Below are 13,773 nucleotides of genomic sequence, written 5' to 3' on the forward strand. Positions count from 1 at the left end.
CCATAATTGAACCGATTTCACAATTCCAAATTAACAAATATGTTATAATAAATTCATCACATAGTTTGGAGGAACAAATGAAAAAAGAAGTTACCGTTGAAAGTTTTGAATTGGACCACACTATTGTAAAGGCTCCTTATGTCCGCATGATTTCAGAAGAAGTTGGTCCAAAAGGGGATATTATCACAAACTTTGATATCCGTCTAATTCAGCCCAATGAAAATGCCATGGATACAGCTGGTCTGCACACCATTGAACACCTCTTGGCTAAACTCATCCGTCAGCGGATTGACGGTCTGATTGACTGCTCACCCTTTGGATGCAGAACTGGTTTTCACATGATTATGTGGGGCAAGCAAGATCCAGCAGAAATTGCTCAAGTCATCAAAGCGAGTTTGGAAGAGATCGCAGATGGCATTACTTGGGAGGATGTCCCTGGAACAACCATTGAATCCTGTGGAAACTACAAGGACCACAGCCTACATTCAGCTAAAGAGTGGGCAAAATTGATTGTTTCACAAGGTATTTCAAGCGATGCCTTTGAAAGAAAACCGATTTAAGAAGATAGGGTATAAAAAAAGCGGTTCAACCGCTTTTTTTGTTTTGCTTAATAATCCAAGGCATCCGAATGACCTGAGCCATTACCAACAAAGTAACCTGTCTTACAGTTAATCGAGAAGAGATAGCTACCATCCGGTGTAAACATATTGTAATAACCATTTCCGTTAATGATGTTCACTTTTTCCAAGATATATTGGTTGCCTGTAATATAACCACGCTGTTGAGAAATAGCTACAATATTTTCTAAAATACCAGGGTTGAAAGTCCAAGCTTCATTGTTGACATCGTCAATCATGGCTTGATTGTAAGGAACACGGCTGCGATCACGCTGTAGAGCAACTCCTTCTGGTACAGGAATTCCGTAAATAGTTGCTGCTCCACTAATAGCACCAACAACGCTATCATTGACTACCGCACTCTCGGTTGAGGCTGGAGCAGTGGTTTCTGCAGATGCCGAAGCAGCCTGAGAGTTTTCAGCTGGAGCAGCAACAGCTGTGGCAGAGCTAGCAGCAACTTCCTGTTGAGAACGTCCAAAATTGACAACAGAAGCCAATAAGCTATCCACTGAGCTAATACCCGTGTTAGTAGCAGAAAGACTGGCTTCCGCTTTAACAGTGGCAGTGGTATCAATTTCACCATTTACGATAACTTCTTTATCAAATTGCCCATTGATTGCCTGAATAGCAGCAATGGCTTTTTCAAGATTATCATACTGTTCCTTGGCTTTTTTATAACTATCTGAATTTTTCTCCATCTTGTCCAAGAGGGCCTTCAACTCCGCCAATTTACCAAACTCAGAATTCTTCAACTTTGTCAAACTACTATCTGTAAAGAAGCTAGCATAGAGTTGTTCAAAGGCTAGACTATTAGCATCTGCCGAGCTACTTGCAGTGGTCGATGTCTGACTGCTGCTTGAACTACTAGCTGTTTCCGTGGTCGATTTATTCACTGAGTTCAACCACATGAAAGCCGTTGCTAAGATAGTGACAAAAAGAGCTGCTAAAGCTGACCAGAAATAGATTTTTTTCTTTCTATCCTTCTCAGCTTCCTCCGCCTGACCCCAATCATCCACTTCTTGTTCTCGGGAAACAGTCGCTATACTGTCAACCACTGCCGCACCTGCAACAATTGTTTCTTCCAAAGGAGCAGTCGGTACTTCTACCTCCTCAGTCACAGCCTTGCCAACTGCAAGAATCTCATCAGTCACAGCCGTCGAAAGACTAGCTGTCTGAACATTCGTTTCTTCCCCATCGCCAGTAGGTTCTACCAGTGGCAAATGATTGACCTTGGTTTCAAATTTCTGCGACTCAATCTCTGTCCGATGTTGCTTGATATAACGATCTAAAAGACTATCATCCTCAGTCACACCTGCTTCGATTTCCTTATGTTTCTTTACGGCTTCTGCAATGGTTAAATCCTTAGCTACTTCAAAATCCAAAACTTTCTCATTTTCCAAGGGTAGCTTATTCTTATTTTCTTCCACGATATCCTCCTATTATTTCTCTTCTACCATTTGACGCTTGACACGTTGACCAAAAAATTGATACAAATCTACTTTTAAGGTACCATTATATAATTTTCTCTTTTTATCAGCCTGCCTACCAAAACGCTTCTCGAATTGCTCATCACTGGTCAAAATAAACTTAGACCAGGTTTCTAAAGGCTCAAAGGTTTGCCCCATCTCACGATACAGTGTGATGATTGCGTCGTCATCCAACAAACGTTCTCCATAAGGTGGATTTGAAATGATAACACCATTGATTTTATCCGTCCGCAGATCCTGAACTCGCATCTGTTTGAAAACAATGTCCTGATCTACTCCAGCCGCAAAAGCGTTTTTCTTGGCAATTTCAACCATACGAGCATCGATGTCTGACCCCGCAATATCCAAGACCAAATCTGATTTAATAGCAGCCTGAGCTTCTTTTCGTAGATCTGCCACTAACTGGTCATCAACCCACGGCCATTCTTCAAAAGCAAAGCTACGTTTCAAGCCAGGAGCCATATTTTTGGCCAGCATGGCCGCTTCAATACAAAAGGTCCCTGAACCACAAGTTGGATCAATCAAGGGTTTATCAGGATACCAGTTAGATAACTGTAAAATGGCCGCTGCCATATTTTCCTTGATTGGTGCTCCACCTTTTTCCACCCGATAGCCACGCTTGAACAAACTAGAACCAGTCGTATCGATCATGATTGTTGCCACATCTTTTAAAATTGATACCTCGATTTTGAACTCTGCACCAACTTCCTGGAGCGGCACTCCCTCTGGACGAGAGAAGTGTTTTTGTAATTTCTTAACAACTGCTTTTTTCGAAATAGCCTGTACACTCGGCTCATTGTGTAACTTGGATTTAACACACTTGGCCTTGGAAATTGGAAACTTGCATCCCAAAGGCAGATAATTCTCCCAATCCAAACCAAAAACTCCTTGGAAAAGCTCTTCAATGGTTCTTGCTGGAAATTGACCAACAATAATTTTTATCCTGTCCGCCGAACGTAGCCAGAGGTTGGTTTCGATAATCGCCTTCACATCACCCTCGAATCGTACACGACCATTTTCCACCTGGCACTCATAGCCGAGATTGCGAATTTCACGACCAACAACTGCCTCTAAGCCAGCTGCAGCGGTCGCAATCAATTCAAACTGTTTTTTCATTTTTTTCCTTCTAAAATAAAAGCTAGCAAAGCTAGCTACCTATTTATGCAATTTTCTGTAAGCCATGTTTTGTTCCAGTGGCACTAGGTTCTACCACCTTCGATAATCATCTGTCTACTGTTTTCACAGTCAGGATTTCAGTTCAATTCCATCCATCCCATGCCCCGACCAAAGTTTGGGTTGCTAGCTTGAGGGGTTTACCGCGTTCCATTTTTTACGTTTCCATAAAAACTTCGTCACTGTGGCACTTTCAGGTCTACTTTGGCATATCTGATGACGTAGCCATTTTAACCGCCGTAACGTTACCAACGTCCCTAGGCTTATTGATTCGCCTAGCACAAACACTACCGGCATCGCAGCCAGTGCTAGCATGGACTTTCCTCATGGTTGAAACCTACCACGCGATTATCCAAAAATTGCACGCAATTTCTATCTATCAGTCTTGAACGATTTGTTTGCCGAAGACTTCTTTCTCCAAACGATTTAAACGACGAAGAATATCAAAGTTTGTAGCCGAGGATGGACGTTCCGTAGGAAGCACATCTTTTACTTCCTCAACAGCAGCAACTTTAGGAGTGTTTGCTACCTGAGCTTTCAAGCGAGCAATCTCGCCTTTCAACTCCTTGATAATAGCTTCGTAAGCATCATAATCCTTCATGATTTCATCTAAAAAGTCATTGACTTCATCTTGATCGTAGCCACGGAAACCGACTTTAAAATCTTGTTCAAAAATATCTTTAGTTGTAAATTTAATACTTGCCATTTCTCTCTCCCATATCTAAAACATCACTAGTCCTATTATATTAAAAAAAATAGGGAAAAATCAAGTCAAATCACTCAGAATTTGAAAAATTTTCTGCCACCTCATTCAGTTGTTCAAAGGTAAGCGTTTTTCTATCATACTCCTCTTTTTTTAAGACTTGATGATATAAATATTTCAAGTTGGTTTCATTTTCAGCATCGTAAAACAGATAGATTCCGTCAGTATTATCCACTAAAAATTTATTGTAATCTTTAAACTGACCAGGATTCTCATAACGAGGGTAGGCATACTTAATGAAATCCGTCTGCTTAAAGCGCTGCAATTTCAGCTGGTTGGCTTCATTCCATTGTTCTCCATGATTTTCAAACATGAAGATGGTCGCTATTTGAAAACCATAACCTTCCGACCGCAAATCCTCTAAAACTTCTAAAGTCCAATATTCAAAGCCCAACTGACCTGTCAGAACAAACCAGGTCACTCCATCCTCCAAAATTCGAACAAGATCCTGCTTGATAGCCAATTTTATGATGGCTAGCCGCGGGTCCTTGTCTGAAAAAATCCCTAGCTCGGTATGTGTATATCCCCTTATCAAAAGGCTCTTAGTATGCATTCCTTGTACTCTTTTCTCTAATTGTGGTATAATATGCTGATATTTATTTTATCAAGAAGGAGTTCTATGGTCAATTATCCTCATAAGATAGCTAAAAAAATCAATAGAACCAATTCTGTTTCATCTCAAAAAATTAGCTTCGCTAATCGGGGAATGTCCTTTGAAGCTGCTATCAATGATAGCAACCTTTACTATCTTGCTCACGAGATTGCGGTTATACATAAGAAACCTACTCCTGTGCAGATTGTAAAGGTTGATTATCCAAAGAGAAGCCGTGCGAAAATTGTAGAGGCCTATTTTCGACAGGCATCTACAACGGATTACTCAGGAGTTTTCAGGAAACATTATATTGATTTCGAAGCCAAGGAAACGCGACAAAAAGCATCTATGCCTATGAAGAATTTTCATGAGCATCAGATTGAACACATGAAACAGGTTGTAAAGCAGGGTGGCGTATGCTTTGTTCTTCTTCACTTTTCAACACTTAAAGAAACCTATCTCTTACCTGCCGTTCACTTGATTGAATTCTACCAAGTAGATAAGGGAAGCAAATCCATGCCTCTCTCTTTCATTCGACAATTTGGCTTTGAGATTCAAATGGGACGCTTTCCAAGCGTACCCTATCTGGAAGTGGTTGAAAAAAATTTATTAGGTGGTGACTCTTTTGAAAACTACAAGTATTAAAAAAACTCTCCTAGTAGTTGCAAACGTCTTACTAGCTGGCTTTATTCTTACCTTTCTAGTCGGTTCCCTCTTGGTAGGTTACTGGATAGTAACAGCTCCCAAGCTAACCGAAGAAAGTTTGACAGCCACAGTATCCAGTAAGATTTACGACAAAAACGGAAGTCTGATTGCTGACCTGGGAGCAGAAAAGCGTTCTAGCGCCAAAACCGAAGAAATTCCGACTGATTTGGTCAATGCCATCGTTGCGATTGAAGATCAGCGCTTCTTCAACCATAGGGGTGTGGACGTTATCCGTATCGCTGGTTCTTTGGTTAACAACCTGACGGGCGGACGCTTACAAGGTGGTTCGACACTTGATCAGCAGTTCATCAAACTGACCTACTTCTCAACTTCTTCCGAAGACCAAAACATCAAACGGAAAATTCAAGAAGCCTGGTTAGCAACCCAACTGGAAAAAGACAAGACTAAGCAAGAAATCATGACCTACTATGTCAATAAAGTCTTTATGGCCAATGGAAACTACGGGATGAAAACAGCTGCACATTCCTACTATGGTAAAGAATTGAAAGATCTTACTTTAGCCCAGCTCGCCTTACTGGCAGGTATGCCTCAAGCTCCTAACCAATACGATCCTTATACCAACCCTGAAGATGCTAAAACACGCAGAGATTTAGTCCTAGCTGAAATGTTGGAAGAAAAGTACATCGACAATGCCCAGTACGAGCAAGCTGTGCTGACTCCAGTCACTGATGGTTTACAGGCTCTATCCAATGAAGCAGCTTATCCTGCTTATATGGATAACTATCTCAAGCAGGTTATCGAAGAAGTTGAGGCTAAAACAGGCTACAACTTGTTAACTACGGGTATGGATGTCTATACAAACGTAGATCCTGCTGCTCAACAGCAGTTGTGGGACATTTACAATACCGATATGTATGTCAGCTACCCGGATGATTTGATGCAGGTAGCCTCTACGGTCGTGGATGTATCAAACGGTAAGGTCGTTGCACAGTTGGGCGGACGGCACCAATCAAGTAATGTTTCCTTCGGTACCAACCAGGCTGTTGAAACCAACCGTGACTTTGGTTCGACCATGAAACCCATCACCGACTATGCTCCTGCTTATGAACATGGCATCTACACTTCAACGGCTGACATTATGGTCGATGGACCTTACAATTTCCCTGGCACAACTATCCCGATCAATAACTGGGACAAGCAATTCTACGGATCCATTTCAATCAAGACAGCTGTTCAGTATTCACGTAATGTGACAGCAGTCAAGGCTCTTGAAGCAACTGGACTAGAAAACTCTCTGGCATTCTTGAACAGTATCGGCATTAATTATCCAGAAATGCACTACTCAAATGCGATTTCTAGTAACACTTCCGATACAGGTCGTCAATATGGTGCAAGTTCTGAAAAAATGGCTGCAGCCTATGCTGCCTTCGCCAATGGCGGAACTTATTACGCTCCACAATATGTCAATAAGATTGTCTTTAGCGATGGAACAGTTTCGGAGTATGCTCCTCAAGGGAACCGTGTTATGACGGAAGAAACAGCCTATATGATGACAGATTTGATGAAATCTGTATTGAGTTATGGTTACGGACTAAACGCTACTGTCAGCGGTATTCCGATGGCTGGTAAAACCGGTACCTCAAACTATACCGACAGCGAAACAGAATCCATTCTTGCTTCTGTTCCTGAAGCTAACTATAGCTACAGTGTCGTTCCAGATGAGAACTTCGTCGGCTACTCTAGCCAGTATGCCATGGCCGTTTGGACCGGTTACACCAACCGTATGACCCCGATCTTAGATAATGGGATGCGAGTTGCTACAGACGTTTATCACCATATGATGGCCTATATGCATTCTGACTATACTGCTACTGAATGGGAAGTGCCGAGTGGTTTGGTTCGCTATGGTTCAAATTACTATTTGAAAGGCAGCCGTTCTCTATCCAATGCTTATAATAGTTATAATACTTACAATAACTATAGTAGCACAGTGTCTAGTTCCAGTGAATCCACTGAGCAATCAACACAAAGTTCCTCTTCAGAATCTCAAACTGAAAATACTACAGCTGACTCAGAAGCAACCAATACTTCATCCTCAGAGCAATCATCGGATGGCCAATAAGAACAGGGTTGGACCTAGGCCCAGCCTTTTCTTATTGTATGGGTTACAAAACTATTGTCGAATGAAGAGCCTTCAGACAAGGAACTGAGGTAGAAGATGTATCAAAGCTCTTCAAATGACTATAAACTAACTAAATGGGCACTCTTGCCTGTTCTTCCTTACCCACCTCTCCACAATTTCAAGAATTTATGGTAAGATAAAACTATGAAACCTGAAGTATTTTACAAGACCTTGGCTGATCAAGGCATTCAACTAACTGACCTACAAAAACAACAATTTTACCGCTACTTTCAACTCTTAGTAGAATGGAATGAAAAAATCAATTTGACGGCCATTACAGAAGAAGAGGACGTTTATCTCAAGCATTTTTATGATTCCATCGCGCCAATTCTGCAAGGGCATATCCAAAATGAGCCCCTTCGATTATTAGACATCGGAGCGGGAGCAGGATTTCCAAGTCTGCCCATGAAAATCATCTACCCTCAATTAGATGTGACCATCATTGACTCTCTCAACAAGCGGATCAATTTCTTGCATTTGTTGGCAGAGGAATTGGGATTGGAGAATGTGCATTTCTATCATGGGCGAGCTGAAGATTTTGCCCAAGACAAGCAATTTCGTGCTCAATTTGACCTTGTTACTGCTCGGGCAGTTGCACGTATGCAGATCTTATCAGAGCTAACCATTCCGTATTTAAAACTCAATGGCAAACTCATTGCCCTCAAAGCCTCTAGCGCTGAGGACGAATTGGCTCAAGCTAAGAACGCCCTGACTCTCCTTTTTGGTAAGGTCATTGAAAACGTTGACTATCAATTGCCAAACGGCGATCCACGCACACTAACCATTGTCGAAAAGAAAAAGGAAACTCCCAATAAGTTTCCACGGAAGGCTGGTATGCCAAATAAACGACCACTGTAAAAGAGGCTGAGCAAAAAGCCCAACCTCGCTTCTCAGGGTTTGTGTCAACATCTCAGCGCAGTGGTTGATTGGCAGATTTGTTCGTATTTTACACTCCAAATCTGACCTAATCAACTGTGCGGGGGCGGGAAGACGAACTCTTTTTTTACCAGTCGAGTTCTTTCCCGCTCCCTTTCTCTATCTCCACGGGTTGTAAAAACGTCCACCATTCACAAATAAAAGTCCAATTGTAATGAGAATAAGCACTAAAATAAGGGCTAGAACCAGATAATCAATATTTTGCAAGGCTTGGTAGCTATACCAAGTCCTTTTTTTATTTTTCCCGAAACGACGCAATTCCATGGCTGTCGAAATGGTATCAATTCGCTCCAAGGAACCAAAAATCAAGGGGATAACCAGAGCTAGATTGCCCTTAATACGGTCCATTAACTTGCCTTTCTTAGATAGCTCCAAACCACGCGCTTCCTGGGACATCCGAATAGTATAAAACTCCTCCTGAATATCTGGGATATAACGCATGGTCAAACTAACCGCATAGGCTACCTTATAGGATACCCCAATCTGATTTAAGCTTGAAGCAAACTGGCTCGGATGGGTTGTCATCAAAAAGACAAGAGCCAGAGGAACTGTACAAAAATATTTCAAGAGTAAGTTAAACAGATAAAAAAACTGCTGACTAGTCAAGGAATAGGAACCAAAACCAGAAAGGATAACCGTTTCAGCCCCATAGAGCTCTACTCCGTACCTTGGTGCAAACAGATGAACCATCAAGGCATTTAAGAGGGCAAAAACAATTGTAAAGAGCAGAACAAGGGACACATCCTTATAGCGAATACCGGATAGTTTAAATAAGGCCAGCGAGAATAGTGCGATAAAGGCAATCAAACGGGTATCGTAAGTCACCATGGCAATAATTGTCACAATCAGGAAAAACAAGAGCTTGGTAACAGCAGACAAATCATAAATGATGCCTCTTCCTTTATGGTAACCAATTAAATGTTGTTGGCTCATTGCCCCCTCCTTTCTTCCTGCATATAGAACATGGTCAATTCCAACGGGTTTACTGCCAAGCGTTCTGCCAAGTGGAATATAGATGTTTCCTTCAAATTGGCTTCCTCAATGACCTGGCTATTTGACAAGATTTCTGCTGGACTAGCATCTTCGATAATCTGACCATCCACCACAACAATAGCCCTATCTGAATAATCCAACATCAACTGCATATCGTGGGTAATCATCACAATGGTATGTCCTTGGGCATTTAGTTGGTCCAAGAAATCCATCATTTCCTGATAGTGACGTTGATCCTGGCCAGCCGTTGGTTCATCCAACAGAATAATCTCAGGATTAAGCACCAAGATAGAGGCAATGGTCACCCTCTTCTTCTGACCGTAGGACAAGGCTGAAATCGGCCACTTGCGGTACTGGTACAAGCCACAAACCTCCAAAATCTTGAAGACCCTAGCCTCAATTTCTTCTTCCACCACTCCCCTCATTCGTAAACCAAGGGCTACCTCATCAAAAATCATGGTCTGGCTGATCATCTGATTAGGGTTCTGAAGGACGTAACCAATCCGCTCCGCCCTCTCCTTAACAGAATCATCCTTAATGGATTTACCTTGCCACAATATCTCCCCATCAGGTTGAATAAAGGCACACAAGGCCTTGGCCAAGGTTGATTTGCCAGCCCCATTTTTTCCGACGATGGCCAAGCGTTCACCCTTATAAATATTTAAATCAATACCTGAGAGAATGGTTTTATCAGAGTAAGCGAATTGCAAATTGCGGGCTTCCAGCAAGACTTCCTTTTCCACTTCTGTCAAGTTGACACTTGGGAGTTGCCCCATTTCTAAAGAAGCTAGTTCAAGTTCCCAGACAGAAGAGAGGTGGGCAGCTCTTTCAATTGGATAGCCTAAACCTCGTAAGGTAGAAATATAGAGGGGCTCTCGAATACCATTTTCTCTTAATAGACTAGTCTGCAAGAGCTGATCTGGATGACCATTGAAGAGAATACGTCCATCGTTTATCAACACAATTCTGTCTACCTGTCGATAAAGGACATCTTCCAAGCGGTGCTCAATAATAATGGTCGTTGTTCCCTCTTGAGCATGCAAACGATCAATCAAGTCAATGGTATCTTGACCAGATTTGGGATCCAGGTTGGCCAGAGGTTCATCGAATAACAAAATAGGACTTTCATCAATCAAGACCCCTGCTAGGCTGACCCGTTGCTTCTGACCTCCCGAAAGATCCTGGGGACGATGGCTGAGCAATTCTTTTAGTTCCAAGCGTTCTGCCCAGTCATGAACTCGTTCTTTCATGGTCGCCAAGGTTTCCATGTCATTTTCCAGTGCAAAAGCCATATCTTCAGCAACAGAAAGCCCGATAAACTGACCGTCCGTATCCTGCAAGACAGTGCTGACCAAGAGAGATTTTTGGTAAATGGACTGGTCGAAAGCAGACTGCCCCATCAACTTGAAATCTCCAGAATGGGTTCCCTTATGGATATTTGGAATAATCCCATTTAAAACTTGACCGAGAGTGGACTTGCCCGATCCAGATGGACCAATAATCAGCACCTTCTCTCCCTCATAGATAGTCAAATCAATACCATGTAAGGTCGCTTCCGTCTGCGCATTGTATGTAAAAGAAAAATTCTTGAATTCGATGACTTTTTTCATATTCCTATTATATCAGAATCCAGCATGAAAAAAAGGAAGAATTCTCCCTTTCTCCCAATCCATGAGCTATGACGAACGATATAACTCGCTAAAGAATATTCCTTAACCGATGTAAACAAATATTTCCCGACAAATAAATGTTTCTTACATCACAATCACATTAAAATGATGACCATCAAGGTCTGTAAAACTTGCTCCATAGAAGCCATGGGCATCTGTCGGGCGACCTGTAATTTACCCGCCATTTGCTTCAACACGCTCGATAAGGCTATCCACTTCTTCCCTACTCGCCACATTAAGCGAAATCAAGACTTCATTGCCACTAGTTGCTAGCTGAAATGGTACGCGTTGGGTAAAGGTCCCTTCCTGCATCAAAATTAAGTTACCACCTTCTGGCAGGGTTGCTGACTTGATATCTCCAAAAGTCGCCACAGAAAAACCAACTGCTTCATAAAACTGACCAGCTTTTTCAAGGTCTGCTACTGCTAAGTTCATCCAAAATGATTTCATCTTCTTCTCTTTTCTGGTTGATTGGCTTAGTATAGACTGGACCGAAGAAAAAATCAAGCATTCTGATTACATAAAAAAATTACACTGATTTCTCAATGCAATTTTAGTATTATTAGGCATTTGCTGGAGCAAGGCTTTCACCAAGCGCTTCTAAACGCTCTGCCCATTCTTGGCGGGTCAAACCGTTTTCAGTGATATAACGGTTGCGCTCGTGGGCACGGCATTCAGCTGAACAGCCACGAACATACTTGTGCTCGTTTTCTTCTGACATGAGGGTACGGCGGTTACAGAATGGGTTGCCACAGTTGACATAACGTTCACATGGTGTGCCATCAAACCAGTCCTTACCAACAACAACTGGGTCTACATGGTTGACATCAACTGCAATCCGCTCGTCAAAGACATACATCTTACCATCCCACAATTCGCCACGAACTTCTGGGTCTTTACCATAGGTTGCGATACCACCGTGAAGCTGACCAACATCCTTGTAGCCTTCACGAACCATCCAGCCTGAGAATTTCTCACAGCGGACACCACCTGTACAGTAAACCACCACGCGCTTGTCCATGAATTTCTCTTTGTTATCACGCACCCATTGTGGCAATTCACGGAAGTTGCGGATGTCTGGGCGGATAGCTCCACGGAAGTGGCCAAGGTCGTACTCGTAGTCGTTACGGGTATCCAAAACGACTGTATCTTCGTCCAAGAGAGCTTCTTTGAACTCTTTTGGTGACAAGTAAGCACCTGTTGTCACAAGTGGGTCAATATCACTGTCGAAGTCGTTGTCTTCCAAACCGAGGTGAACAATTTCTTTTTTATAACGAACATGCATTTTCTTGAAAGCTTGCTCATTTTCTTCATCAATCTTAAACCACAAATCACTGAACAATGGGTTAGCATGAACATAGTCCATGTATTTTTGTGTTGTTTCGTAGTCACCAGAAACAGTACCGTTGATGCCTTCATCAGCAATCAAGATACGTCCTTTTAATCCGATAGACTTACAGAAAGCCAAGTGCTCTGCAGCATACTCTTTGGCATTTTCAATCGGAACATACTTATAGTATAACAATACGCGAATGTCTTTTGACATGATTTCTCCTTCTCAATCTTTGCAATAGATGATAGAATTTTGACTTTTCTAGTCAAAGCCACCTTCCATTATATCGCTTACACAGTCAAAAAACAAAAATCTGAACTGAAAATTACTCTTCCAATTCAGATTTGAGTTGTTTCAATTTTTCCAAGTCATCATCACCGAGGAGTTGTCCCACCTGGCGCTTGTGGCGCTTGGCAATATTCTTCTTCCACTTGTCCTTTATGGGATCGGTCTGCTTAGCCCTATTTTTCGGTAGCTCCACCTTCTCCTTCTCTTGCCACTCCACATCTTTAATCATCTCTTTCCAGTAGGTGACAATAGCAGAGCAGAGATAGGTTTGTAGTAAGCTCAGCCACTTTTCAACAAAAGTCGACGGCGGCCTATCCTCAACCAAGCGATAGGTCCTTTGGAGTTCAATGAGCTGGGACTGATATTTTTCCCACTGAAGCATGGATTTACTCGGTTTTTTACGATAGAGTTGGCTGTGGCCAATGACCTCTATATAGGGAGCTACAAACCGGCTAATCCGTATTTTGAGAGAGGAACGGGAAAGGTAGGTTGCAGTCAATAAACCTGATGCTAGGAGGCGTTCCACCTCCCTAGCCTGATTGTCAGGGAAACGATAGTGGACCAGACAGCTAGCCTCTTCTTCCTCTATGAGCAAACGGACCTGTAACCTGCCTTTATGCCAACTAGCGAAAATATCCTGCTTAGCATCCCAAGCTTTCTGAAAAAATTGTAGCAAGTAGTAGCCTTGTTTGGTCAAGACATACCAACTTCCCTCTTGATAGAGGTAGTTTCGAATAGCCCCCTTCATGTAAAATTCCCCATGAAAATCATAGAAGGTGGGTTGTTTGTAGCTTGAGGTAGATGGATGATTACTGATGCGAAAGACCTTGTAATAAATCGTATTCCATAAAACACATATATAGAGAGAATCTGTCGTTCCAGACTGATAAATGGTTAAAATCTCCTCGCCTGGATTGAGAATAGAATGAATAAGGGGAGCTATATTTTCTTCTGTCCAAGCCATACATCACTCCTCCCTTCATCTGACAATTTCTATTCTTTTATATTATTATATCATACTGTCAATATCTTTCTCAAAAAAATCAACCTAGAAAATTTCTAGGTTGATAGTA

The 13,773-nt window shown here is 42.1% G+C and carries 13 protein-coding genes and 1 other RNA gene; 4 read left to right on the forward strand and 10 right to left on the reverse strand.

The window, feature by feature from the left end:
• Positions 1 to 77 precede the first annotated feature (77 nt).
• Complete coding sequence (locus PW220_RS08245; RefSeq protein ID WP_105118548.1) at positions 78 to 560, forward strand: S-ribosylhomocysteine lyase; 483 nt, start codon at positions 78 to 80, stop codon at positions 558 to 560.
• Between the two features lie 47 nt (positions 561 to 607).
• Here the strand turns inward: PW220_RS08245 and PW220_RS08250 are convergent, their stop codons facing one another.
• The 5 genes from PW220_RS08250 to PW220_RS08270 form a co-directional block, all read right to left on the reverse strand.
• Positions 608 to 2,044, reverse strand: a complete 1,437-nt coding sequence (locus tag PW220_RS08250; protein ID WP_238139140.1) for a cell division site-positioning protein MapZ family protein — start codon at positions 2,042 to 2,044, stop codon at positions 608 to 610.
• A gap of 12 nt (positions 2,045 to 2,056) precedes the next feature.
• On the reverse strand, positions 2,057 to 3,220 hold the full coding sequence (locus PW220_RS08255) for a THUMP domain-containing class I SAM-dependent RNA methyltransferase (RefSeq protein ID WP_248053987.1): 1,164 nt from the start codon (positions 3,218 to 3,220) through the stop codon (positions 2,057 to 2,059).
• Positions 3,221 to 3,273: 53 nt separating this feature from the next.
• An RNA gene (gene rnpB / locus PW220_RS08260) (RNase P RNA component class B) lies at positions 3,274 to 3,637 on the reverse strand.
• Between the two features lie 19 nt (positions 3,638 to 3,656).
• Positions 3,657 to 3,983: a cell division regulator GpsB gene (gene gpsB / locus PW220_RS08265; protein WP_105118551.1), complete on the reverse strand. Its 327-nt coding sequence runs from the start codon at positions 3,981 to 3,983 to the stop codon at positions 3,657 to 3,659.
• A 70-nt stretch (positions 3,984 to 4,053) separates the two neighbouring features.
• On the reverse strand, positions 4,054 to 4,593 hold the full coding sequence (locus tag PW220_RS08270; protein WP_105118552.1) for an SLOG family protein: 540 nt from the start codon (positions 4,591 to 4,593) through the stop codon (positions 4,054 to 4,056).
• A 66-nt stretch (positions 4,594 to 4,659) separates the two neighbouring features.
• Here PW220_RS08270 and recU point away from each other — a divergent pair, with 66 nt between their 5' ends.
• From recU to rsmG, 3 genes are all read left to right on the forward strand, one after another.
• Positions 4,660 to 5,277, forward strand: coding sequence for a Holliday junction resolvase RecU (gene recU, locus PW220_RS08275; protein WP_248053986.1), 618 nt, complete (start codon positions 4,660 to 4,662; stop codon positions 5,275 to 5,277).
• Positions 5,258 to 7,420, forward strand: coding sequence for a penicillin-binding protein PBP1A (gene pbp1a / locus PW220_RS08280; RefSeq protein ID WP_248053985.1), 2,163 nt, complete (start codon positions 5,258 to 5,260; stop codon positions 7,418 to 7,420). Before recU ends, pbp1a begins: the two co-directional genes overlap by 20 nt.
• 204 nt (positions 7,421 to 7,624) lie before the next feature.
• Entirely contained in the window at positions 7,625 to 8,338 is a 714-nt protein-coding gene (rsmG, locus tag PW220_RS08285) for a 16S rRNA (guanine(527)-N(7))-methyltransferase RsmG (RefSeq protein ID WP_172049624.1), read from the forward strand.
• A gap of 177 nt (positions 8,339 to 8,515) precedes the next feature.
• Here the strand turns inward: rsmG and PW220_RS08290 are convergent, their stop codons facing one another.
• The 5 genes from PW220_RS08290 to PW220_RS08310 form a co-directional block, all read right to left on the reverse strand.
• On the reverse strand, positions 8,516 to 9,349 hold the full coding sequence (locus tag PW220_RS08290) for an energy-coupling factor transporter transmembrane component T family protein (protein ID WP_248053984.1): 834 nt from the start codon (positions 9,347 to 9,349) through the stop codon (positions 8,516 to 8,518).
• Positions 9,346 to 11,019, reverse strand: a complete 1,674-nt coding sequence (locus tag PW220_RS08295; RefSeq protein ID WP_248053983.1) for an ABC transporter ATP-binding protein — start codon at positions 11,017 to 11,019, stop codon at positions 9,346 to 9,348. The genes PW220_RS08290 and PW220_RS08295 overlap by 4 nt, the downstream gene beginning before the upstream one ends.
• 234 nt (positions 11,020 to 11,253) lie before the next feature.
• Entirely contained in the window at positions 11,254 to 11,529 is a 276-nt protein-coding gene (locus PW220_RS08300) for a VOC family protein (protein WP_248053982.1), read from the reverse strand.
• Between the two features lie 112 nt (positions 11,530 to 11,641).
• Complete coding sequence (gene trhO / locus PW220_RS08305; RefSeq protein ID WP_172028441.1) at positions 11,642 to 12,625, reverse strand: oxygen-dependent tRNA uridine(34) hydroxylase TrhO; 984 nt, start codon at positions 12,623 to 12,625, stop codon at positions 11,642 to 11,644.
• 112 nt (positions 12,626 to 12,737) lie between these two features.
• Positions 12,738 to 13,664, reverse strand: a complete 927-nt coding sequence (locus PW220_RS08310; RefSeq protein WP_248053981.1) for a hypothetical protein — start codon at positions 13,662 to 13,664, stop codon at positions 12,738 to 12,740.
• Positions 13,665 to 13,773 lie beyond the last annotated feature (109 nt).

The organism is Streptococcus sp. 29892 (assembly GCF_032594935.1).
GTDB lineage: Bacteria > Bacillota > Bacilli > Lactobacillales > Streptococcaceae > Streptococcus > Streptococcus hyiners.

What these genes read in the sequence shown, in the direction of transcription:
- recU (WP_248053986.1), top strand. Translation starts at nt 4,660, where the DNA reads ATGGTCAATTATCCTCATAAGATAGCTAAAAAAATCAATAGAACCAAT.
- PW220_RS08245 (WP_105118548.1), top strand. Translation starts at nt 78, where the DNA reads ATGAAAAAAGAAGTTACCGTTGAAAGTTTTGAATTGGACCACACTATT.
- PW220_RS08300 (WP_248053982.1), bottom strand. Translation starts at nt 11,529, where the DNA reads ATGAAATCATTTTGGATGAACTTAGCAGTAGCAGACCTTGAAAAAGCT.
- trhO (WP_172028441.1), bottom strand. Translation starts at nt 12,625, where the DNA reads ATGTCAAAAGACATTCGCGTATTGTTATACTATAAGTATGTTCCGATT.
- PW220_RS08255 (WP_248053987.1), bottom strand. Translation starts at nt 3,220, where the DNA reads ATGAAAAAACAGTTTGAATTGATTGCGACCGCTGCAGCTGGCTTAGAG.
- PW220_RS08290 (WP_248053984.1), bottom strand. Translation starts at nt 9,349, where the DNA reads ATGAGCCAACAACATTTAATTGGTTACCATAAAGGAAGAGGCATCATT.
- gpsB (WP_105118551.1), bottom strand. Translation starts at nt 3,983, where the DNA reads ATGGCAAGTATTAAATTTACAACTAAAGATATTTTTGAACAAGATTTT.
- PW220_RS08270 (WP_105118552.1), bottom strand. Translation starts at nt 4,593, where the DNA reads ATGCATACTAAGAGCCTTTTGATAAGGGGATATACACATACCGAGCTA.
- PW220_RS08310 (WP_248053981.1), bottom strand. Translation starts at nt 13,664, where the DNA reads ATGGCTTGGACAGAAGAAAATATAGCTCCCCTTATTCATTCTATTCTC.
- PW220_RS08295 (WP_248053983.1), bottom strand. Translation starts at nt 11,019, where the DNA reads ATGAAAAAAGTCATCGAATTCAAGAATTTTTCTTTTACATACAATGCG.
- rsmG (WP_172049624.1), top strand. Translation starts at nt 7,625, where the DNA reads ATGAAACCTGAAGTATTTTACAAGACCTTGGCTGATCAAGGCATTCAA.